Source organism: Priestia sp. ST2 (assembly GCF_055810735.1).
The window spans coordinates 24,146-46,488 of record NZ_JBVVNT010000016.1; the positions used below are offsets into that span (position 1 = coordinate 24,146).

The following is a 22,343-nucleotide window of genomic DNA, read 5'->3' on the forward strand; positions in this document are numbered from 1 at the left end:
CGTCAATATTCTATCAAAGATTTTTTGAATTGTAGGTGGAATTAATACGTAAGCTGTTTGGAGGATTCCATGAAGATTTATCTAAAATTAAATATATAATTTTTCATTTATATAGGATTTCGCCTCTGAACCAATAAATTTATATTTAGAAGACACTCATAGAGAGTGTCTTTTTTGCCGGTATGTAAAAAATTAATTTATAGTGATTTTATAAAATATCGCAATAGGTTTACCTTTTAGTTTTAACGCACCTGTCATTTTTGAAGAACAGACGACCTTTTGAGCACCTGTTTTTTAGAATTTTTTCTTCATAATGGTAAATGGATTATTTGACTACTTCAATCTTTTTACATTAGAGGCCACTTATAGTGTATTCGACTTGTTAAAGTAACATCTTTAGTTAGAGTGATCATATGCTGTTTCTAATTGCTGTCTAGTTCTTTCCTCTTTCTCGCCCCCTATTGAGAGCCACTGTTTAATTTTCTCTAACCGGGAGTTAAATGCTCTTTAATATAAACCGGTTAATTGATATTCAAAGAAATGCTTTACTTTAATTTTTATAAATGCTCAGCATAGGAGGAAAAACCAAGTTATTGAAAGAGAAACCATTCTATTACCTCTTCCATGTATACGGGATATTTCCTAAAATTTATAACTACATGATTTAATTTCCAGTAATTTTATATGCCGGGGTAAACATTATTGATAACATTGAATGGGGATTGAGCAAAAATACCTCCTATCCTAAACGATAGTTCTTAAAGAAATGATGATTAATAGTAGAAGGGATTTTATGAAGGGTGATTCCAGCATCAACTTCAATGACATATTGAACTGCTTAAATTGCTCTAATGCTTCCTTCTTCTCCTTTCCAGTATCCATTTGGAACGTGTTGAAATTCCCATGGCCTGAATTTACCTGGATAGGCATTTTCAATTATTCCATAGTAATTGCATCCATGTAGCTCCATGTTATTTGTAAATCAATATGCAGATCAGATTAAATTTCCGTTGTATAAGAAATAAAAAAGCGAATAATACTACTTGGTAAATAAAGGAATTTTCTATAGAATGAATAACGATATTTTACGGCTATTTATTACTAGAATTGCTTTGATATTGACACAAGTAGGGTGATTAGTATGTGGAAATCAATTGTTTCCTACCTTCCAGAATGGCCAGTTTTTGTACAAGCGTTTATGGTGTTTGTCATCCCGTATTTAATCTACAAATTATTTAGTGAGATTCGTAACTCAGAGGAAGAGCGATGAAAATGAAAAGATGGAAATCGAAAATGAGAAAAACAGGGGAATCCACTGACGAAAATGAAAGCAAACAGAAATCTGCGTCTCGAGATTCAATTAATCAGTTTACTGACGATCTCACTATAAATCTAGAAGTAATTAGAAAAGAAATTAGTCATAACTGGGACGTTCATTTTCGGGATTTTATTATAGGACGTACCGGTATCCAGGCATGTATTATTTTTGTGGAGGGACTATCAGATAAAGATCTCATTGATAAACATATTATGACATCATTGATGGTCGATTTTTCAGCAGAATACCAACAGGAACAGCCTTGTCTTTCAAATCAATTTATCAAAAACCAAGTGTTATCAATCAGTAATGTAGAAGAGGTCCATTCTATTAAAGAAGTAACATCAAAAGTTTTAACAGGCTCTACTGCACTTTTAATTGACGGATTATCACATGCATTCATTCTTGGTACAACTAAATTAAAAACAAGAACGATTGAAGAGCCCGTATCAGAAGCATTAGTGAGAGGTCCACGGGTAGGCTTCACTGAATCTTTAAGTGATAATACATCTCTTTTAAGAGGAAACGGGGACATTGAGAATTTGTCGCTCGTAAAATTTCAGGTAGGAAAGCGTTCCAAAAAAGACCTAGTTGTTGCTTATATAAACGAGATCGTTGATCCAGAATTAGTTGAAGAAGTAGAAAAGCGAATTAAGAAAATTGATCTTGATAATGTGCCCGAGTCAGGTTATGTCGAACAACTCATTGAAGACAATTACCTTAGCCCCTTTCCACAGGTACAGAATACCGAGCGTCCTGATCGCGTAATGGCTGCCTTGATGGAAGGTCGGGTTGCCATTTTATTAGATGGGACGCCTTTTGCTTTGATTGCTCCGGTTACATTTAGCATGATGTTACAGTCCCCGGAAGATTATTATGAAAGGTGGATTCCTGGTACATTCATTCGTTTTCTTCGTTATATCGCAGTGGTTCTTGCTCTTTTTACACCGGCTGTGTATATTGCGTTTATTTCGTTTCACCCAGGAATGATTCCCACTAAGTTAGCTATTTCCATTATAGGAACAAAGTCTGGAGTGCCATTTCCAGCCCTTATAGAAGCCTTATTCATGGAAGTAGCTATTGAAATCTTGAGGGAAGCCGGACTCCGATTACCAAAGCCAATTGGTCCAGCAATGGGAATTGTCGGAGGGTTAATCATTGGAGAAGCTGCAGTGCAGGCAGGGATCGTTAGCCCCATTTTGGTAATCGTAGTGGCGTTAACTGCCATTTCATCGTTTTCTATTCCGCAATATAGTGTAGGGATTACATTACGTATTCTTCGCTTCGCAGCCATGCTTTGTGCCGCCATCCTTGGATTATATGGCGTGGTTTTATTTTTCCTTTTCATGATGAGCCATTTAGTAAAACTAAAAAGTTTTGGTGTACCTTATATGAGTCCAGCTGTTCCTTATCGTTTAAGTGAATGGAAAGACTTGATGGTCCGTATGCCTCTTATGATGATGAAACGACGTCCAAAGATGACGCATACCAAAGCCCCTTTACGTAAAGGATAACCTCTCATGAAAGGAAGAGGAAAAATGATTCTTAGTCCAAAAGACACAATAACAACTCCTCAAACAGCTGTTATTGTCATCAATTTTACCCTTGGTACGGGAATTCTCACCCTACCCAGAACATCTGTTGAGAAGGTACACACACCAGATGTATGGCTAACGGTTATTTTAGGTGGGCTAATCGCGATGATGGCAGGGATAATCATGGTAAAGCTAAGTCTATAGTTTCCTGAAAAAACCGTTTATCAATACAGTCAAGAAATTGTAGGAAAATGGGTCGGCAGTTTACTTAGTTTACTTATTGTCGGCTATTTTCTAACAACTTCTGGATTTCAAATTCGTTCATTAACAGAAGTAACAAAGTATTTATTGTTAGAAGGGACTCCTACCTGGGCTATTGTCATGCCATTTATGTGGGTGGGAATCTATTTAATCGTGGGAGGAATCAATCCGATTACTCGTCTATTTGAAATTATATTACCTATTACGGTTGTCATTTTTTTGATGGTTACCTTTATGAGCTTTAAAATATTTGAACTGGATAATTTACGCCCGGTTCTTGGGGAGGGAATTATCCCTATTCTCAAAGGGATAAAGACAACGAGTCTGGCATATACTGGACCAGAAATTATGCTACTACTTGTGGCGTTTATGAAAGAGCCGAGTAAAGCAGTAAAAGCTACTTTAAGTGGAATTTTTATGGCCTTAATTTTTTATATGATAACCGTTGTAATGGTCTTGGGAGCGTTATCAGTTGATGGAGTAGTTACGAGAACATGGCCAACACTTGATTTGATACGAAGTTTTGAATTAACCGGTTTAATCTTTGAACGGTTTGATTCCTTGTTACTGGTGGTATGGATGATGCAAATGTTTACTATCTTTACTATGGCTCATTATGCTGCTGCTCTGGGGCTGGCTCAACTTTTCAAAAAGAGCATCCATCCATTTATATATGGTGTAATTCCAATTATTTATTTAATTTCTATGACTCCCAAAAATATTAATGACGTATTTAAGCTTGGGGATATGGTGGGTACTCTTGCATTATTTTTATTTGGCTTACTTCCATTGCCTCTTCTTATTGTCGCAAAATGGAGGGGAGGAAAATAATGAATTTAAGTCGAAACAATATACGCTTTCTCTCAGTTTCGCTCCTTGTCCTTTTGCTCTTTCCTCTGACAGGCTGCTGGAGTAGTCATGAAATTGAAGAGCAAAGTTTTGGGGTAGGGGTGGCATATGATAAAGATAAGGAGTCTATGGTTGAAAAAGAATTTGATGAACAAGCAGAGGGATATCCAAAAAAGAATCTGATTACGTCAACCTACCAACTGATCACCCCACAAGTAGCAAGTTCAACAACTAAACAAGGAGGACCTCAGCGAAAATCTTACATGAATGTGTCTGAAACAGGAGATTCTGCTTTTCAAATAGTTCGTGAATTATCCTTAAGAAGTGATGCTCCTTTAACCAGTCCCCATATGAAAGTGATGGTTATTGGTGAGGCCCTTGCGCGATCATATAGTTTGGAACAATTAGTGGATCAAAACCTTCGTGACAATGATTTTAGACCAAGTTGTCTTGTACTTATTAGTAAAGGGAAAGCCAGCGACACACTCGAATCGAAAACAGGAGGAGAAATCCCAGCTTTACGTCTGGCTGGAATGATAGACAATACCTATCGAACAACGAGAATTTTACCTCCTATGTCTCTTATTAAATTAGAGAGTAAAATCCAATCAGGGTCTAGTTTTTTATTGCAAAATGTATTGTCAGCAAATGGAGAAATCAAATTTGCTGGTGCTGGGATAATTAAAGGGAAAACACATAAAATGATTGGTTTTTTGAATGAAGAAGAACTAGATGGTCTGACTTGGATCACAGGAAAAGGGAAAGGAGGTCTAGTGAAAAGCTTTGATAAAAAGACCGGTTAGCTGATCGTGTATGAAATAGAGTCTATGAAAAGTCATATAAAACCCCATGTGAAAGGAAATAACATCTCCTTCGATGTACACATTAAATCAGAGGGAAGGCTATCTGAGAATTGGGTGGTCTCAGGAAATCCTTTAAAAAATCAATTTTTACAGAAGGCACAAAAAACTTCAGAAAAAGAAGTAAAGCATTTGATAAGGAACGTAACAAAAAAATGCAAAAAGAATATGAGGTTGATGTTGCGGGTTTCGGAAATCAATTGAGAATTAAGCATCCTAGGGTATGGATAAGAGTCAAAGACAATTGGGATCAAACATTTAGTGAAGTTCCCATTAACTATGATGTAAAATTAACGATTAAAGATTATGGAACATCAGGATCAAAAAAGTAAACCTCCAAGTTTAATTTTGCTTGTTTTAATCTCAAAAATGAAAGAAAGCTCAAAGGAATAACCTTTAGGCTTTCTGAAAAGTATTCATCCTATACTTATTTAAGAGCTTCTTTTAATTCTTTTCCGGGTTTAAACGCAGGAACTTTTGAAGCTGGAATCGTCATTTCTTCACCAGTTTGGGGATTACGTCCAGTACGAGCTGCACGTTCACGTACTTCAAATGTACCGAATCCAATCAATTGAATTTTTTCTTCATTAGCAAGTGTATTAGAAATCGTTTCAAACAACGCATCTACAGCTTTTTTAGTATCTTGTTTCGTTAGTTCTGATTTTGTTGCAACTGCATCGATTAATTCAGCTTTTTTCATATGTAAATACCTCATTTCTTATTGCATATATAGTATGTATATGTAGAACATATCACAGTCTTTATAAAATGTTCAAATATAAGCACTCATTTGAGGATTTAAAAAGTTATCTAATAAACTAGATGCTGAGATTTGCTTTAAGACAAAATGAACCCTATTCAAGACAGAAGAAAATCGTCAAAAAGGGAGCTTTTCTCAATAAGAAAAAAGCTTCCTTTTTGATGAGTTTCTCCTATTTTCAAATAGATGTAACCTTTGCATCAGAATATTTATTATTTATTCAGTCTAGATGACCTGTAATTAAGAAGGGTTTTTCCTTGTACTATGCTAAAACCTATTAATCCTCCAATAATAGCTGGAACAATCCAACCTAATCCTACTTTGTACATAGGGAGAACTCTAATAAAGAAACTATTAATAGATGAAATGTGAATACCACCCGTATTTAATCCATCAAATAGACTAATAATAAATGTCAAAAGTAAGCTCCCTTGATAAACTTCAGTTTTTCCTTTAAATAAAGGATGAAAAAAAGTTAAGAATATCAATACAATAGCTAATGGATAAATAGCTGTTAATAGAGGTATAGAAATAGCAATTAACTGTGTTAACCCGATGTTAGCAACGATTGCACTAAAACCACATAGACTAATAGCAAGTATTTTATAAGGTACCTTTGGAAATAGTTTATGAAAGAATGAAGAACAAGAAGCAACAAGCCCTACACTAGTTGTTAAACAAGCTACCGTAATCATTAATCCTAATAGTATTCCACCGTAAGCTCCAAAATAATAATTCGAGACTTTTACCAAAACAGTACCTCCGTTATCTAAGTGTCCAAGTTTTTCTACACTTGAAGCACCCATGTAAGAAAGAGCCGTATAAATGGTTATTAGGATAATCGCAGCAATTCCTGTTGCCTTTGCACAAATAGTCATAATGTGTTTTTTTGTTTTTGCGCCTTTCTCTTTAATAGCATTAATAATAATAATTCCAAAAACAAAAGCTGCAAGAGCATCCATCGTTAAATAACCTTCCTGAAATCCCTTGAAAAATGAGTGAATTTTATAGTTCTTCGTAGGTGCCTGAAAATCCCCAATCGGATTAATAAAAGCCACCGCTACAAGAATTCCAATAAATGTTAACTTAATAGGTGTTAGGAATTTTCCGATAATATTGATAGTTTTAACAGGGTTTAGTGAGAAAAAGCATGTGATGCTAAAAAAGATGATGGTGAAAATAAATAAAGGTATATGGTCTAGATCTTCCGCCAAAAAAGGTTTGACGCCTATCTCAAAAGAAACGGTTCCTGCTCTTGGTATGGAAAATAAAGGACCAATCGCTAAATAAAGTACGGTTGTAAATATAAGAGCAAACACAGGGTGTACGCGACTTGCTAGTGACTGTACGTCATCTTTCCCTGAAAAACCAAATGCTAACACACCAAGTAACGGTAACCCAACTCCGGTTACTAAAAATCCGGCATTAGCTGACCAAATATTTATTCCTGCTGATTGACCAAGCATTGGTGGGAAAATTAAATTTCCTGCCCCGAAGAATAGAGCAAATAACATTAAACCAATAACTACTATAAATGAAAATGGCACTTTATCCGACATATAAAACCTCCATAAAATAACAACTTTCACTATTTTTATATAAATGAAACAAGAGGCCGAAAGAATGTACAGGGTTTTTTAGAGAACTTTTCGGCCTTTTTCTGTTTTGGCTTCTCGTGGCATTACGATAAATAGGAATTCGACTTTCCCTATAGCTCTCGAACATATGAGAAAAGAGAAAAAGATGCCCTAGGCATCTAATAAAACAAGTAAAATATCTCAATAACATCGTTAAAATAAGCTCTTGCTATTATAAGTAAATTCCTTTTTTTACGAGTTTTCCTATTCTAAATTATGCCCATGAGATAGGATGGACTTAAATCTTAAAATCTTTACATTTTGAATGAACACTCTTTCTTTTGTAGATATATCTAGTTTAGCTAACCTTACAATTTCATCTGGATTATTGATGGATTGGATGACTATAGAATTATTGATTATTTTATTGTTTTTTAATATAGAATAGTCTACCGTAAAGATCTTTAACTTTCCTACCTTATTTTTTACCATAACAACTATCTCCACATACTTATAAAATACTGGTACTAGAAATCAATTTTTATACAACTTTTTCTTTATCTAATTGAGATTCTATTGTTCTCTCCCTTAATCTCATTTCTTCATTTACTTTGGTGGCTTCCTTGAGGTATTCTGTCTTAAATCCACTCTTTACAGCCCAAACATAAAAAACAAGAGACAAACATGTAATGATCAGCATGTCCCAACCGTATGGAATAACATTTATTCCACCAAATTTTTCACTTCCTAAATATGAAATAACTATCATACATAATAAGTAAGTAACCATCCAAAGTCCTGCTAGGAAGTTCTTTTGAAATCCCTTCCATTTCAACTTTGCTTGATAATAAAAGTATATAGGAAGACCCATTATAATAATGAATAACACCTGTCCTGTAAGTGGCCATCTCGCCCAGTACAGAGTTAATGACGCAAATATAAAACCCAGTGGTGCAATAATACTTAATCCTTTTAGACGTAATGGTCTATAGAATTCTTTCCCCGTTCTTCTTAACGTCATAGCTGTAACAGGCCCTGTAATATAAGAGATTAATGTCGCAACTGAAATAATTTCAGCTAATACACCCCAACCTCTAAAGAGAAATAAAAAAATGAATGATACTGCTAAATTGAAAAACATTGCTTGACGTGGCACACCATAAATAGGATGCAATTTCCCTAAAACACCAGGTAAATATTTATTCTTTTCCATACCGTATATCATACGAGATGTAGTAGCCGTATAGGTGATTCCCGTTCCAGAAGGAGAAACAAATGCATCAGCGTACAATACAATCACAAGCCAGTTAATACCTAAAGCAATAGCCAAATCAGCAAATGGAGAGTTGAAATTAAGGTGACTCCATCCATGAACAACCATAGAAGGAGAAACTGCCCCAATAAATGCCACCTGTAATAAGATATAAATAACGGTAGCAATTAGAATCGATCCTACTACAGCTAATGGAATAGAACGCCCAGGATTCTTTGCTTCTCCAGCCATATTAATAGGGCTTTGAAAACCATTAAATGCAAATACAATACCGGACGTTGCTACCGCCGTCAGTACGCTTGCCCAACCATTTGGCGCGATGCCTTCTCCAGACGTAAAATTTCCACTATGAAAACCGGCAAATAGAAGTGATCCAATTGTTAAGCCAGGAATCACTATCTTAAAGATTGTGATGAGTGAATTTGCTTTGGAAAAGAGACTTACTGTCCAATAATTTAGTAAGAAATAAATAAGTAATAAAGCAGAAGCAATGCCTAATCCAGGTAAAGTAAGCGTGCCATTTTTCACTAAACTACTTGTCCACTTTGCCCATTCCCAGGGCCAAGAACTCATGTATTGTACAGATGCAACAGCTTCAACTGGGATAACAGATACAATAGCAATCCAGTTTGCCCAAGCAGCAATAAATCCAAGAAATGATCCATGAGAATATTGTGTATATTTAACCATACCTCCTGCTTCTGGAAACATAGATCCAAGCTCACTGTAAGAAAGTCCAATAAATAAAATAACAATCATACCGATAATCCAGGAAATAATAGCAGCAGGTCCAGCAATTTGAGCTGCTCTCCATGCCCCGAATAACCAACCTGAACCAATGATTGAACCTAGTCCAACCATTGTTAAAGAAAAAGTTCCCATCCTGCGATGTAAATGATTCATTTTTTAACCTCTCTCATATAAGTTGTAGTAATTATAGAAAGACTATTACATCCTCCAAAATCCCTTTCTTTATAAGGGAAGGATTATAGTAGATATTGTAGTCTGCTTAGCTTCAAAAGGAGTGGATACATCAGCGTAATTCGAAGAGATAGTGATACTCCTTTAAGTCATTAATAAGGATACAATGAGAGCAACTTTTTTTCTGTAGTTAGTTTATAAATATCTTCACTCCATTGAAGTGGAACTAAGAAAAGATAAACTAGTATTAAACGCTTTCATTTTTCTCCAGCGACATCGTATCTTTAATTTATACTAGGAACTATATAATCATACAGAAAACGACAAAAATTAAAAATTTTCTAAATTATTTTTTGTGAATGATTCGATAAGAAAGAAGTGCTTATTCTCCATTATTTAGATATAGAAACATTTAATGTTATCATATATGGATTTAAATATTTTTTACATATAAATAATTTAATGGATATTATTGGTTTTTTATGTAGATTTTTGTTTAATTCTGTAGTTTGTATCATAAAATGAGGCTTAATAAATCTTTGTTATTAGTTTAAATTCATATATTACTTTTATTAAAAGAAAAAGATAATAAGGTAATATAATACATTTTCGAGATGGGAATTACTCCAGCAAAAAATTCTCTTATGGAGATAATTTTTCACCCAAATACAATTAATTAATAACCATTATTAAATTGAAAGATAATTTAAATTAGGAGTGAGAAAATGAAGAAAATAGGGCTGATTAAGGGTCTAGGCAAATTTGGACGTGTCACATTCCCTAGTGAACTACGACGAACCTTAGGGATAAAAGGCAGTGAGAGTTATGTGGAAATGTTTATAGAAAATGAAACAATAATTATCGAAAAATGTGGTGAAAGTAAACCCTGTGCTATCACTGGTAAGGTAAGTGATAAAAATAAAGTGTATCTAGGTAATATCGTGCTAAGCTCAGAAGGAGAAAAGATTTTATTACAACAATTAATTGATATGAAAAAACAGATTGAATGACCATTCTTTCATTTTCACCTTCTAGGAGCTACATTCCTTTCAAAATATTTGGGTCGGCTCTTACGTTGCAATGCGACTTACTACTGTATTATATTCACACATTAATATGCTAAGGTTTCATATGTAGACTTATATAAAAGTGGTTATAAAAAACCAACACCAACTCCTGAAGTTTAAGATCAAGTATAGGCTTATAGCTCACATGTAATTAAAGATATCAAAAGATTAATTAAAACAAATAGGACCTTGAGAGGAGTAAGTTATATATCTTGCTCTTCTCAAGGTCTTTTTTTATTAATAAATAAAAATTACTTTTCTACAGCCACCCTTGGTTTTTCTTTACTTGTTGTTTTGAGTATAGAAAGTGACATGATTATAAATGAAGCCACACCTATCATTCCTAGAACAAATAAATAGCTTTCGATAGCATGCCCTGCAAAGTAGAAGATGTTACGTAGACCTTCTACGCTATATTTAAAGGGAACCCATGAATAAAACCAATCTTGAGTTACTGTAGGTAGAAACTCTGGAGGTAAATTTAATACCGGAATTGAGAAGAGAAAAAGTAAGATAAATAGTGGAACCCCTACTAATCCTAACCAATTTAAAATAGCGTTTTGAAGTAAATAAAACATAAATGCAGTAAAAAGTAAAAATAAGAATGTTGCCTGGAAGTCAGATATATTAACGTTTAATACATTATCAGTAAATAAAAGGACTGTAGAAGCAATGGCTGTTGCAAATAGTAGTCCTGCAACTAATTGAGCTAAAACAGATCGGGTACTTATACGGCCATTTGTAACCTTCTTCATAATAACAAAATGAATAACAGAACTAATAATGACCGCGATCCATATTATCTGTGTAAATAAAACAGGAGCATTCCCATTGGCTGTGTGATCTCCAACTTCGTTAATGGTTTCATTCTTCACAAGTAAAGGGCTGCTCAAAAGTTTTGCTTGCGAAGGAGTAATAGTAGCTTTTTTAGCTTCTAACTGGGTAAAAACTGTATCCTGAATTTGACCATTTATTTTAGAAAGCGATTGATCGATAACCTGTTTTGTTGTATTAGCAGCCGTGTAATGCATTCCTTGATTAATAATTACCTCTATCTCTGGCTTTTGTGGTGAAGGGGATTGAAGTGACATAATTTGTTGAGACATGCTCTCTGGAATGACAATAGTCGCATAGTATTTCTTTTCATTCATTGCACTGATAGCTTCTTCTCTTGTGTCAATCACTGACCACTTAAAGGGAATATCTTTATTATCTAGTAACGCTTCTCTATATTCCTCACCAGCATTTAGTTTTGTCTTATTAGGCAGTTCAGCACCTTTATCATTTACCACCAATGCAACAGGCAAGTCCTTCGGAGTGGGATTAACAATTGATCCTATGAAAGCAATACTGAAAATCATAACGACAATGATAATTCCTAGTAAGCTCCCCCAAAATCTTTTTTGTGAAAAAAAACTCTTAAATACGCACACGTAATCTCCCTCCTGAACATCTTGTTTTCATCGACAGAGCGTTGCATAAGAAACGCCCTGTTATATACAATGTAATTATATTCCTTATTCTCACATACTCAATAATCAATATTGCGCTATTTGTTATATATACAACACATGAGTCCTAAGTGTTAATTAAAAATGAAATCATAGACAGGTGATGAAAAAATGTTAAAGAAAACAGATTTGCGTGTTATTCGAACACGAAAAATGATTAAAGAATCGTTTATTGATTTAATTCAAGAGAAAGGCTATGAATCTATTACCATTAGGGATATTGCAGACAATGCATTAATTAACAGGGCTACCTTTTATCTTCACTATGTAGATAAGCAAGATTTGGTGGATAAATTAATTGACGAAGTTTTTGAGGAACTAACAGATATTATTAACCCTTGTATATACATTCAAAAGAAAAGGGTGAAAATATCAGAGTTTCAATCAATGATTGAAGCTATATTCACAAATATTTTCCACCATGCTACTTTTTATCAAATTATGTTAAGTGAAAAAGGGGTACATGGATTTAATGGCAAAATGCAAGGGGTTATTCTAGAGAAATTCAGAAAAGAATTCGCCACAATAAATTTACAAGAACAAAAATTTTCAACTCCTCCAGAATTATTAATACATTTCATTTCTTCAGCATTGATTGGTACTGTAGAATGGTGGGTTAATAATGATTTAGTCTACTCTCCTAAACATATGGCAGTGCAGTTAGTTAGCTTAATTACAATTGGTCCATTACAGTCTTCAGGTTTTGAAATTGAAGCATAAGATAAAATTTAACTTGTAAAGAGTTCCAAACTTACTTCAATAAGTAATTTTAAAAACATTAGCATCACCTAGGCTTTTATAAAAAATGGGATTATATCTAGGATAACTTCTAGAAGAGATCTTGAATGCAGATAGATATAATCCCTCACACTATCATTCTCATCTTTTAACTTCATTTCCAAATGTAAATTTCATTTTTTAAATTTTTTTTTGTAACATTCTTTTTTGGTGAAAATGGTAGCGTTGTCATATGTTTTAACATTCAAAAAAGCATTTGAGTGTTATAGAGACATATTATACATAGTGAATTTCTCACTTTTAAATAAAGATTCATCTGCCCTAAAAAAACATCTAAACTTTCTTATATCTTATAGTCCACTTATTTTTTTAAAACTTCCCAAAAATACCTCCTGAAATAAGTCTTGCTTTGATTTTATTAATATAATTTTAAGCATAATAATGTACTTATCTTAGTGAATGAATAGCCTTTAGTTTACCTCCTAAAAGTCTTGTAAAATAGTTATTAAATTATTCTTAAATTTCAAATAAAGTAATTGACAACCCAAAATATTGTTTGTAGAATCCATTTGTAGCTGATTTTTTTACAAATAGAGGTAATTATAGGTTAATTTTCTTCCATTTCGACTTAGTGAAATTTTACCATTGTGAAAAAGGGGTGGGGAAATCGTCCGACGATTAAATAAGTTTTTATTATTTTAAAGTAGTTTGTTTTATTCTTCATGATAGTTACTTATATTTGAACAATGAGGGGAGAAATAAAAGATGTCAGACGATACTTTATATAAAAAATCATATTTAAATAGATTAGGTGAATTAAAGGAAAGATCGCCAAAGGTGGCAGCAAAATTTATGCAGTTTGAACATGAAGTCTTTAATACGGGTACGATTCCTTCTAAAACAAAAGAGTTGATTGCTATTGCCGTGGCTCATACAACAGGATGTCCATATTGCATTGAAGCTCATGTAGCTAAGTATAAAAAACTAGGTGGAACTATGGATGAGATTTTAGAAGCAGTGACTGTAGCAGCTGCACTTAAAGCTGGTGCTGCAATTAGTCATAGCGTAAACGCCATCAATGCCTTTGAAAGAGAGTAGAATTTTTGATTTTGTGATTTTAGAACACTAAAAAGAGGTGTAGACCGCATGGAAAAGTTGATAGACAATCCTACTATTCCAAAAAGTAATTATTCTTCAATGATAGACTTGTTATCACATAAAGTGATGATACATCCTGAAAAAGTAGTCTACACATTTTTATCTAATGATAACCAAGATGAAACTAATATTACCTATCAAGAACTTCATATGTATGCTAAGCAAATCGCTGCTTACCTACAACATTTAGGTTTAGAAGGACAACGAGCTCTTTTAATGTATCCATCGGGGATAGACTATGTTAAAGCCTTTCTAGGATGTATCTATGCGAATGTAATACCCGTACCTGTGTACCCTCCCGGGTTAAGTCGAAATATGGAACGTTTAAAAGCAATTATGGATGATTCAGCTACTAATATCATCTTGACAACTACTCAACTGCATTCAAAAATAAGTTTTCATTTCTCAGATGAACTATCAAATATGAATCTAAAGTGGATTCCGATTGACGATATATCTTATGATTATCGGGATCAGTGGTCACAACCAAAGGTAGATAAAGAATCTTTAGCTTTTTTACAATATACTTCAGGATCTACATCTTCTCCTAAAGGAGTGATGGTCACTCATGGTAATATTTTGCACAATGAAGCCATGATCAAAGCAGCTTGTCAGCATAACGAGGATACAGTCATGCTCGGATGGCTACCAATGTATCATGATATGGGGTTAATAGGTAACATTCTACAACCACTATATCTTGGGGCTAAATGTGTATTTATGTCTCCAATGGATTTTTTACAAAAACCTTTTCGATGGCTAAGTGCTATTTCAAAGTACAAAGCAACTATTAGTGGTGGACCCAATTTTGCTTATGACTTATGTCTAAAAAAGATTACAGATGAACAAAAGGTGCAGCTTGATTTGAGTAGTTGGGAAGTTGCTTTTAATGGGGCTGAACCCGTGCGGTATGAAACTATTCAAAAGTTTGCCCAGGCTTTTAAAGATTGTGGTTTTAAACTAAATCAATTTTTTCCGTGCTACGGTATGGCTGAGGCAACTTTATTTATAACAGGTAATGAAAAATTAACAAAGCCTGTCTCCAAAGGCTTTTGCAAAGAAAGTCTTTTAGAAAATAAAGCTATAGAGCGACCTGTAAGTTCTGAATATTCAGTAAAATTAATTGGTTGTGGTATGACTTGGCTTAATCAAAAAGTAGAAATTGTTAATACTGATTCCTTATCCAAGTGTGCATCAAATGAAATAGGTGAAATTTGGGTTAAAGGAGACAGTATAGCAAAAGGATATTTTGGACGGAAACAAGAAACAAATTATGCGTTTAATAATATAGTAAAAGACACAAATGAAAATGGCTTTTTAAGAACTGGGGATTTAGGATTTTTTCATGAAGGCCAGCTTTTTGTAACAGGTAGACTAAAAGATGTCATTGTATTAAGAGGGAAAAACTATTACCCACAAGATATTGAATTAACTGTGGAAAAAGCAGATCAAGCTATTATTTCAGGAGCCAGTGCTGCGTTCTCTGTTGATATTAATGGGGAAGAAAAGTTGATTATAGTTGCCGAAATTGAACGTAAATATAGGCCTAGACCACACAAAGAAAGAGAATTAAAAGGTTATTTAGACAGTGTTTTAAGGAACATCCGTCAACAAGTAATGGAGGAACATGAAGTTCAGCCATACACTATTTACCTTTTAAAGACTAGCAGTATACCAAAAACATCTAGTGGGAAAATCCAAAGAAGTGCTTGTAAAAACGCGTATTTAAATAATGGTTTAGAGGTGTGGCATAATTAAATTCGTTCTTTTCCCCCTTTTCCTAATAAACTCATCCTACTATGCATAATGTACTTACTATTGTTGAAGGAGGGATGTTAAATGGGAAATTCATATAACACAATTGTAATCGGTGCCGGGCAAGCAGGACTAGCTATTGGCTATTATTTAAAACAAAAATCTCTTTCATTTTTAATTATAGACTCTAATAGTAGAGTTGGGGACTCTTGGCGTCATCGTTACGATTCTTTAACCTTGTTTACACCTAGATCTCATAGCGCTCTACCGGGAATGAATGTAGAAGGGCCACCACATGGTTACCCTAACAAAGATGAGATTGCGGATTATTTAGAAAACTACAGTCGTTATTATGATCTTCCAGTCCAACTGAATACATCAGTTATTAATCTATTTAAAGAAAATAAGAAGTTTCACCTCGTTACCAGTAAAGGAAATTATGTAGCAAAAAATATAGTAGTTGCAACTGGTCCCTTTCAAAAACCCTTTGTACCAAATATGGAGAAAGATGTCTCAAAAGACATTTTCCAGATTCATGCAGCTCATTATAAAAATCCAACTCAATTAAAGGAGGGAACGACTTTAGTAGTGGGTGCCGGTAATTCAGGGGTACAGATTGCAACGGAGTTAGCCGAAAGCAGAGAAGTTTATCTATCTGTAGGTAAACAAATGAAATTCCTACCCTATACCTTACTGAATAGGAGTATTTTTTGGTGGTTCCAAGTGCTTGGAGTATCAAAAGCAACTATCCATTCAAAATTGGGGCAGTTTATGAAAAAAAATGATCCAATTATAGGAAAAGAGTTAAAACCACTGCTAAGTAGAGGAGCTGTTAACAAGGTTTCAAAAGTTTCAAAGGCAGACGGTAAGAGTTTAATTTGTCAAAATGGCGAGAAGGTCCAACCAGAGAATATCATCTGGGCCACTGGTTACCACAATGATTACGAATGGATTGAAGTCCTTAATATAATTGATAAAAACAATAATGTGATTCATGACCGAGGCATAACAAAAGAAAAGGGTCTTTACTTTCTAGGGTTATCATGGCAATACCGAAGAGGTTCCGCCTTATTATTAGGGGTTGGAGAAGACGCCAAGTTCTTGGCAAATCATATAACTTAATTGATATGAAAAGTTTTAGTGGGGGTCCTAACTATGGAAAACGATAAGATTTTTACGATGATAAGAGAGTCTATTTTAGTTTTTTCACCTTTAAAAGAAACGGATATTAAAATAGATAGCAATTTGTCCGGAGATTTATCACTGGATTCAACTGATCGCCTAGAACTTGTTTTAGATTTAGAGCAAAAGTTAGATATTAGCATTCCAACTGAGGACTATGGCTGGTGCAAAACGATTGAGGACGTTGTGTTGTTAGTAAAACAAATACAAGCTCAGAACACTAAGGAGGCTATTAAATGAACTTATCTACTCAGTTAAAAGAACTAGGATTATCCCCATTAAATACATTAGTCGGTAGTGCTCATAACCTTTATAAAATGCCTTTTGATACAGTAAATGAATATAAAGGTAGCGTTATCGCAGATAACTTTAACTATCATTATGAAAACAACGAATTTTATCGTGATTTATGTAAGAAGAAAAACATTAGCCATCAGGATATAAAGGGTTTTAATGATTTAGCGAAAATCCCTTTAATTCCAGTTCAAACATTTAAACAATGCGATTCTCACCTTCTTATGACATCGAAATTAAACGAAGTTGAATTCGAAATGAGAAGTACAGGGACAAGTGGGATTCCTAGTGTATCTCGTCGTGATCGTTTAACGATGGACAGTGCATTTGATAGTGTTGTAACTACCTATAGAGAGTTCTTTAAGTTCTCCAGAGGGATGGGATTATTCCTTTTCCCACCAACTGAAGAAATGCCTGAAATGGGAATGGTAAAAGCACTGAATGTTTTTGCTGGTTTATTAGATGGTAGCGTTAATTTAGTAAAGAAAATAACATTCAACCCCGAAAAAGCTGTAGAAGCCTTACAAAGTTGGGATGGAAAACATACTAGACATATAGTAGGCCCTCCATTTTTAGTATATAGATTAATTAAATATTGTATGGATCGTAATATTAAACTTAATTTAGAAAAGAATAGCTTTATTATTACGCTTGGAGGATGGAAAAGGTTCACTGGTGAAGAAATTCCACGAGCAGAATTTAATGAGCTTTGTCATGAATACTTAGGCGTTCAATCAAACAATGTAAGGGATATGTATGGATTAGTAGAAGCTAATATGCTTGCAGTAGAATGCCATAAACAAGAAAAACATATTCCACCATGGGTCCACGTTTCTATGCGTAACCCACACAATGTCTTAGAAGAAGTTGAATATGGAGAAAGGGGCATTATGGCTATTTATGATCCAACTTCTATTTCTTATCCAGGCTTCATTCTGACAGAAGATGTTGGCTATTTAAGAAAAGATACATCTTGTGAATGTGGTCGTAATGGACAGACGTTAGTATATATTTCAAGGATGCCAGGTGTAGAAGTAGGTTGTTGTGCAATTAACCTTGAAAAGTTTATCGAAGAAAAAGAAAAAGGCATGGCTATCAAAGGAGGAATTTAAAATGTTCAATGATATAATCTGTGACCATTTTATGAATCCTAGGAATATTGGTGAACTTACAGATGCGGACTATGTGATCGAAATCAGTAATCCTATTTGTGGTGATACAGTACACATGTATTTAAGGTTAAACCAAGGGGTTATCTCCGATGTAGCTTATAGAGCTTATGGATGCTCTACGTCTATTGCTACAGCAAGTATTGTTTCAGAAAAAATAGTTAGTATGTCTAAAGCTGAAATTTCGTCTATTATACGCGATGATGTTGTTGAATGGTTAGGTGAGTTAGAACCTTCACAGCTTCATTGTGTTGATATCGCTTTAAATATTCTAAATCAGTGCGCAAATCCAACAAAAAAGAAATTTGAACAGAAAGAATTTCTGGTTGAAGGGGAAGGTGCATTTTAACAATGCATACACCTATTTATTTTGACTATAATGCCACTACTCCTATTGATCCAAGAGTACTAGAAGGTATGTTACCGTATCTTCAAAATCATTTTGGAAATCCGTCGAGTACTTATTCTATAGGGTATCGCGCTAAAGAGGCCATTGAAATAGCACGTAAAGATATAGCTAATCTTATTGGTGTTGAGGATAGTAATATATTTTTTACAAGTGGTGGATCTGAGGCAAATTCCACTATATTAAAGGGCATAGCAGCTGAAAATTCAAAGAGGAAGCATATTATTACAAGTGCAATTGAACATCCAGCTATCTTAAAAACTTGTGATTACTTAAGAAAGCATCATGGATTTCAAATTACCACAATACCTGTCAATTCGGCTGGTATTGTGAATCTTAATGATATCGAAAGAGCTATAACTAGCCAAACAGTTCTTGTTACAGTCATGATGGTAAATAATGAAATTGGATCTATACAGCCTATAAAAGAAATAGGTAATCTGTGTAAAAAGCACAATATTCATTTCCATTGCGACGCAGTACAGGCAGTTGGGAGAATACCTGTTAATTTAAAGGAACTTCCAATTGATAGTTTATCCATGTCAGCACATAAAATTTATGGGCCTAAGGGAGTAGGGTGTTTATATTTACGTGAAGATGTGAATATTCCTCCTCTTATCCTTGGAGGATCTCAAGAATTTGGTATGCGTTCTGGAACAGAAAATGTAGCAGGTATTGTCGGTTTTGGGATTGCTGCAAAAATAGTTCAAGAAGATCTATACTTAAATTTTACAAAGATAGAGTACCTACGTGACTTATTCTTAACTAATCTCCAAGCAGAAATTGAGGATTGTTTAATAAACGGAGACATACATGCTAATGTTCCCTCCACGATAAACATTCAATTTTCTGGGATTAGAGGGGAATCCTTAGCCAGTATGTTAAATGAATTAGGAATTTGTGTATCTATTGCTTCCGCATGTAGCTCTACTTCATCAAAACTTTCACATGTATTAAAAGCAATTGGAAAGACAGATGACGAGATTAGAAGCTCAATTCGTATAAGTATAGGAGCACTAACCACTGAAGATGAAATAAATCAGCTAGTTAGATATTTAAAGCATTCTGTTGTGAGATTACGTTCTTTCTCACCTAAATATCAAATACCTGTATAGGAATATTAAAGTGAAAAATAATGATTATAAGGTAGTGAGACTATATGAATGAATTAGTATTTAAGCAGTTTAAAGTGGCAAAGGATTACTTTATAAGAAATGTAGAATCTATTTCTAAAGAAGTAGCAAGTGTTCAGCCAGATGGTTTTAACAATACAATTCATTGGCATGTTGGTCATGTATTAACATTCACTGAGCAATTAATGTTTGGCTTTCCAAAAAAACGACTTACCTTCCAGCAAACTATATCGAATTGTTTGGTAATGGTACAAAACCAGCTGATTGGAAGGATGAGGTGCCTAGCTTAGACGAATTGATTATTCAGCTCAAGGATCAGGCCATTCGTCTTCAGCAAATTCCAAATGAACAATTAAAGGAAACACTTCAAAAACCATTTATGGGATTTGAAACTTTTGAAGAATTAGCAGGTTTGGCCGTATTACATGAATCCAATCATTTAGGACACATTCAAGCAATGAAACGTGTTGTTGAATATGAAAATGTAAAAAACTAATCAATGTAGATACAAATAAAAATACCTTCTAACAGTTTATATTAACAAGTTCTAAACAAAAACAAGCATTTGTTTTCAAAGGCTTGTTTTTTTGTTTAGATAGTTCTGCTACGTCTGTATAGTAAACACTCTAATTATAAAGGAGATAAGATATATGACCATTTATAATAAACTAATTAGAGACCGCATACCCGAAATTATTCAAGAATTCGAAGGCGAGTGTGTGGTTGAAGTTTTAACAGAACAGGATTATTTAATAGAACTTCAAAGGAAAAGTCAGGAAGAATTAAATGAGTATTTAGCAGCTTCTAACTCAAATGAGGCTATAGAAGAACTTGCAGATTTATTAGAAGTAATCTATGGATTAACAAAGTGTCATGGATTTTCCATCGAAGATTTGGAGAGAGTTAGACGACATAAAGCTGATAAAAGAGGAGTCTTTGATAAAAAATTATTTCTAGTGGAAGTTCGCAAGAAGGAGTAAATTTAATCTCATTAACGTTGTGAAACAATATCAAATATACCGTCGGTAGAAGTATAGTTTATAATCATTTTACATACCTTTCTAGTTATGTAATTGTATCTAATTCACTAATATTATCCAAAAAACCTATTTAATTGATTATATTTCCATATTTAACAGTCGACATTTATTGGATAAAATAATTTTTGACAAACCCTATAAGCATTATCTGGTATTTATATTTTGGGATTTTTTATGAAAGGTCACTTAAAAGGCATGCGTATTAATACGCATGCCTTTTAAGATTTCTTATTTTTATTAAACACAATTTATTATAAGTAAGTTTACGTAATTACTTATCGATTTTTACTTAATTCTGTGTTTGGGTATAGAGGCTATCCTTGTATAGATAGGTCTGCACAGTTTCTCCACATCTATTTGATATAAATGGTGGGCAGCAGTACTTATTACAATGAAAGGGTGTATATATGAAAAAGTTACTATTTGTCGCGGTATCTCTCTTAACTATGATTTCTTTGGTAGCATGTAATAAGGATTCTGAATATAAGCAGATGAAACACGACATGGCAAACATGGACCATAACGATTCTTCAAAAGAAAAACAACAAGTTGCCGTACAAACCGATTGGAAGTTTGAACATTATCCTCAGGCTAATACAACCAATCAGTTAACAATCACAATCAAAGATAATAAAGGGAAGCCTATTTCCGAATTTGAGGTAAATCACGAAAAGAAAATGCATCTGATTGTTGCAACCAAAGACTTGTCAAAATATCAACACATCCATCCTACTTATAAGGGAAAAGGTGTGTTTACAGTACCTGTTACGTTTACTCAGGGAGGATCATTTAAATTAATTGCTGACTTTGTACCGAAAGGACAATCGGATACAGTTCAAATGCATACGGTTTCTGTTAAGGGAAATACATCAGCCCCTGTTAGCCTTATACCTGATAAGAAATTATTAAAAACTGTTAATGGAAATCAAGTGTCTCTTAAAATAGATAGCCAGCTAAAAGCGAATCAGGAAACTATGCTAAATTTTCATTTTGAAGACGCTAAAACCAAACAGCCTATTCAGGATTTACAACCATACCTTGGAGCTGTAGGACACGTTGTCATTCTAAATCAAGACGCAACAAAATATCTGCACGTACACCCAATGGATGAAAGGATAAAAGGATCTAAAGCTATGTTCCATACCACATTTCCTTCACCTGGCATCTATAAAATTTGGGGAGAGTTTCAGCGTAGTAACAAAGTCTTTATAGTTCCATTCGTAGTGGAAGTTAGTAAATAACTAAAAAAGAATCTGTCTCTGTGAGTCATTCGTCAATCATTCTTTCTGTATAAACTACTTCAGGTAAATTAGATCATCCAAAATGCACTTATATTACAATAAGGAACTACTGTTGGGGGACAGTAGTTCCTTCTGTTTTTAGACTGTATAACCTATACTTGTTCAGTTCAGTCGGGTAGGCAGGCACTCTCACGAGCGCCCGCCCCCCTAAGAACCGTACGTGACAGATTTCCCGTCATACGGCTCAAGCCTTCTTTTTATCCGAACAACTTATTTATTTAATACATGGTACATG

At 34.0% G+C, this 22,343-nt stretch carries 18 protein-coding genes and 3 pseudogenes; 16 read left to right on the top strand and 5 right to left on the bottom strand.

All coding sequences use genetic code 11. The annotated features are described in order from the left end of the window. Positions 1-1,141 precede the first annotated feature (1,141 nt). The 4 genes and pseudogenes from AC0KUU_RS29190 to AC0KUU_RS29205 all read left to right on the top strand — a co-directional run bounded on the left by AC0KUU_RS29190 (position 1,142) and on the right by AC0KUU_RS29205 (position 5,155). Entirely contained in the window at positions 1,142-1,270 is a 129-nt protein-coding gene (locus AC0KUU_RS29190) for a hypothetical protein (protein ID WP_277813726.1), read from the top strand. Beyond that, positions 1,267-2,832: a spore germination protein gene (locus tag AC0KUU_RS29195; protein WP_377570510.1), complete on the top strand. Its 1,566-nt coding sequence runs from the start codon at positions 1,267-1,269 to the stop codon at positions 2,830-2,832. The genes AC0KUU_RS29190 and AC0KUU_RS29195 overlap by 4 nt, the downstream gene beginning before the upstream one ends. A gap of 24 nt (positions 2,833-2,856) precedes the next feature. Continuing rightward, positions 2,857-3,945 (top strand): annotated as a pseudogene (locus AC0KUU_RS29200) (spore germination protein). After that, positions 3,945-5,155: pseudogene (locus AC0KUU_RS29205) on the top strand (Ger(x)C family spore germination protein). The pseudogenes AC0KUU_RS29200 and AC0KUU_RS29205 overlap by 1 nt, the downstream one beginning before the upstream one ends. Before the next feature lie 95 nt (positions 5,156-5,250). On the opposite strand, the gene AC0KUU_RS29210 reads toward AC0KUU_RS29205, so the two are convergent. From AC0KUU_RS29210 to AC0KUU_RS29225, 4 genes are all read right to left on the bottom strand, one after another. Then, positions 5,251-5,523 carry an HU family DNA-binding protein gene (locus AC0KUU_RS29210; RefSeq protein WP_013083575.1) on the bottom strand — a complete coding sequence of 91 codons (273 nt, stop codon included), beginning with the start codon at positions 5,521-5,523 and terminating at the stop codon, positions 5,251-5,253. Between the two features lie 272 nt (positions 5,524-5,795). After that, positions 5,796-7,142, bottom strand: a complete 1,347-nt coding sequence (gene brnQ, locus AC0KUU_RS29215) for a branched-chain amino acid transport system II carrier protein (RefSeq protein ID WP_043980842.1) — start codon at positions 7,140-7,142, stop codon at positions 5,796-5,798. Between the two features lie 282 nt (positions 7,143-7,424). Next, positions 7,425-7,652: a hypothetical protein gene (locus AC0KUU_RS29220; protein ID WP_043980840.1), complete on the bottom strand. Its 228-nt coding sequence runs from the start codon at positions 7,650-7,652 to the stop codon at positions 7,425-7,427. A gap of 49 nt (positions 7,653-7,701) precedes the next feature. After that, entirely contained in the window at positions 7,702-9,336 is a 1,635-nt protein-coding gene (locus AC0KUU_RS29225; RefSeq protein ID WP_043980838.1) for an APC family permease, read from the bottom strand. 743 nt (positions 9,337-10,079) lie between these two features. On the opposite strand from AC0KUU_RS29225, the gene AC0KUU_RS29230 reads away from it, so the two are divergent. Next, positions 10,080-10,364 carry an AbrB/MazE/SpoVT family DNA-binding domain-containing protein gene (locus tag AC0KUU_RS29230; RefSeq protein ID WP_043980836.1) on the top strand — a complete coding sequence of 95 codons (285 nt, stop codon included), beginning with the start codon at positions 10,080-10,082 and terminating at the stop codon, positions 10,362-10,364. A gap of 308 nt (positions 10,365-10,672) precedes the next feature. On the opposite strand, the gene AC0KUU_RS29235 is transcribed toward AC0KUU_RS29230, so the two are convergent. Then, complete coding sequence (locus AC0KUU_RS29235) at positions 10,673-11,854, bottom strand: YhgE/Pip domain-containing protein (RefSeq protein ID WP_322552708.1); 1,182 nt, start codon at positions 11,852-11,854, stop codon at positions 10,673-10,675. A 189-nt stretch (positions 11,855-12,043) separates the two neighbouring features. Between AC0KUU_RS29235 and AC0KUU_RS29240 the strand changes: the two genes are divergently transcribed. From AC0KUU_RS29240 to AC0KUU_RS29290, 11 genes and pseudogenes are all read left to right on the top strand, one after another. Then, complete coding sequence (locus AC0KUU_RS29240; protein ID WP_043980832.1) at positions 12,044-12,652, top strand: TetR/AcrR family transcriptional regulator; 609 nt, start codon at positions 12,044-12,046, stop codon at positions 12,650-12,652. A gap of 783 nt (positions 12,653-13,435) precedes the next feature. Next, positions 13,436-13,768: a carboxymuconolactone decarboxylase family protein gene (locus AC0KUU_RS29245; RefSeq protein ID WP_322552707.1), complete on the top strand. Its 333-nt coding sequence runs from the start codon at positions 13,436-13,438 to the stop codon at positions 13,766-13,768. A 48-nt stretch (positions 13,769-13,816) separates the two neighbouring features. Next, positions 13,817-15,586, top strand: coding sequence for a fatty acyl-AMP ligase (locus AC0KUU_RS29250; RefSeq protein ID WP_322552706.1), 1,770 nt, complete (start codon positions 13,817-13,819; stop codon positions 15,584-15,586). Between the two features lie 81 nt (positions 15,587-15,667). Next, positions 15,668-16,705, top strand: a complete 1,038-nt coding sequence (locus tag AC0KUU_RS29255) for a flavin-containing monooxygenase (protein ID WP_322552705.1) — start codon at positions 15,668-15,670, stop codon at positions 16,703-16,705. 33 nt (positions 16,706-16,738) lie between these two features. Further along, positions 16,739-17,005, top strand: a complete 267-nt coding sequence (locus AC0KUU_RS29260; RefSeq protein ID WP_274862770.1) for an acyl carrier protein — start codon at positions 16,739-16,741, stop codon at positions 17,003-17,005. After that, positions 17,002-18,171, top strand: a complete 1,170-nt coding sequence (locus AC0KUU_RS29265; RefSeq protein WP_322552704.1) for a LuxE/PaaK family acyltransferase — start codon at positions 17,002-17,004, stop codon at positions 18,169-18,171. The genes AC0KUU_RS29260 and AC0KUU_RS29265 overlap by 4 nt, the downstream gene beginning before the upstream one ends. Before the next feature lies 1 nt (position 18,172). Beyond that, on the top strand, positions 18,173-18,577 hold the full coding sequence (locus AC0KUU_RS29270) for an iron-sulfur cluster assembly scaffold protein (RefSeq protein WP_322552703.1): 405 nt from the start codon (positions 18,173-18,175) through the stop codon (positions 18,575-18,577). 2 nt (positions 18,578-18,579) lie between these two features. Further along, complete coding sequence (locus tag AC0KUU_RS29275; RefSeq protein ID WP_322552702.1) at positions 18,580-19,749, top strand: cysteine desulfurase family protein; 1,170 nt, start codon at positions 18,580-18,582, stop codon at positions 19,747-19,749. A 44-nt stretch (positions 19,750-19,793) separates the two neighbouring features. Next, positions 19,794-20,263: pseudogene (locus AC0KUU_RS29280) on the top strand (DinB family protein). Positions 20,264-20,417: 154 nt separating this feature from the next. After that, positions 20,418-20,747: a nucleoside triphosphate pyrophosphohydrolase gene (locus tag AC0KUU_RS29285; RefSeq protein ID WP_144633050.1), complete on the top strand. Its 330-nt coding sequence runs from the start codon at positions 20,418-20,420 to the stop codon at positions 20,745-20,747. 467 nt (positions 20,748-21,214) lie between these two features. Then, positions 21,215-22,048 carry a hypothetical protein gene (locus AC0KUU_RS29290; RefSeq protein WP_144633052.1) on the top strand — a complete coding sequence of 278 codons (834 nt, stop codon included), beginning with the start codon at positions 21,215-21,217 and terminating at the stop codon, positions 22,046-22,048. Positions 22,049-22,343: the final 295 nt, after the last annotated feature.

Bases quoted from the DNA above. Each gene is read 5' to 3' on its own strand.
- AC0KUU_RS29190 (WP_277813726.1), top strand. From the start codon at position 1,142: ATGTGGAAATCAATTGTTTCCTACCTTCCAGAATGGCCAGTTTTTGTA.
- AC0KUU_RS29195 (WP_377570510.1), top strand. From the start codon at position 1,267: ATGAAAATGAAAAGATGGAAATCGAAAATGAGAAAAACAGGGGAATCC.
- AC0KUU_RS29210 (WP_013083575.1), bottom strand. From the start codon at position 5,523: ATGAAAAAAGCTGAATTAATCGATGCAGTTGCAACAAAATCAGAACTA.
- brnQ (WP_043980842.1), bottom strand. From the start codon at position 7,142: ATGTCGGATAAAGTGCCATTTTCATTTATAGTAGTTATTGGTTTAATG.
- AC0KUU_RS29220 (WP_043980840.1), bottom strand. From the start codon at position 7,652: ATGGTAAAAAATAAGGTAGGAAAGTTAAAGATCTTTACGGTAGACTAT.
- AC0KUU_RS29225 (WP_043980838.1), bottom strand. From the start codon at position 9,336: ATGAATCATTTACATCGCAGGATGGGAACTTTTTCTTTAACAATGGTT.
- AC0KUU_RS29230 (WP_043980836.1), top strand. From the start codon at position 10,080: ATGAAGAAAATAGGGCTGATTAAGGGTCTAGGCAAATTTGGACGTGTC.
- AC0KUU_RS29240 (WP_043980832.1), top strand. From the start codon at position 12,044: ATGTTAAAGAAAACAGATTTGCGTGTTATTCGAACACGAAAAATGATT.
- AC0KUU_RS29245 (WP_322552707.1), top strand. From the start codon at position 13,436: ATGTCAGACGATACTTTATATAAAAAATCATATTTAAATAGATTAGGT.
- AC0KUU_RS29250 (WP_322552706.1), top strand. From the start codon at position 13,817: ATGGAAAAGTTGATAGACAATCCTACTATTCCAAAAAGTAATTATTCT.
- AC0KUU_RS29255 (WP_322552705.1), top strand. From the start codon at position 15,668: ATGGGAAATTCATATAACACAATTGTAATCGGTGCCGGGCAAGCAGGA.
- AC0KUU_RS29260 (WP_274862770.1), top strand. From the start codon at position 16,739: ATGGAAAACGATAAGATTTTTACGATGATAAGAGAGTCTATTTTAGTT.
- AC0KUU_RS29265 (WP_322552704.1), top strand. From the start codon at position 17,002: ATGAACTTATCTACTCAGTTAAAAGAACTAGGATTATCCCCATTAAAT.
- AC0KUU_RS29270 (WP_322552703.1), top strand. From the start codon at position 18,173: ATGTTCAATGATATAATCTGTGACCATTTTATGAATCCTAGGAATATT.
- AC0KUU_RS29275 (WP_322552702.1), top strand. From the start codon at position 18,580: ATGCATACACCTATTTATTTTGACTATAATGCCACTACTCCTATTGAT.
- AC0KUU_RS29285 (WP_144633050.1), top strand. From the start codon at position 20,418: ATGACCATTTATAATAAACTAATTAGAGACCGCATACCCGAAATTATT.
- AC0KUU_RS29290 (WP_144633052.1), top strand. From the start codon at position 21,215: ATGAAAAAGTTACTATTTGTCGCGGTATCTCTCTTAACTATGATTTCT.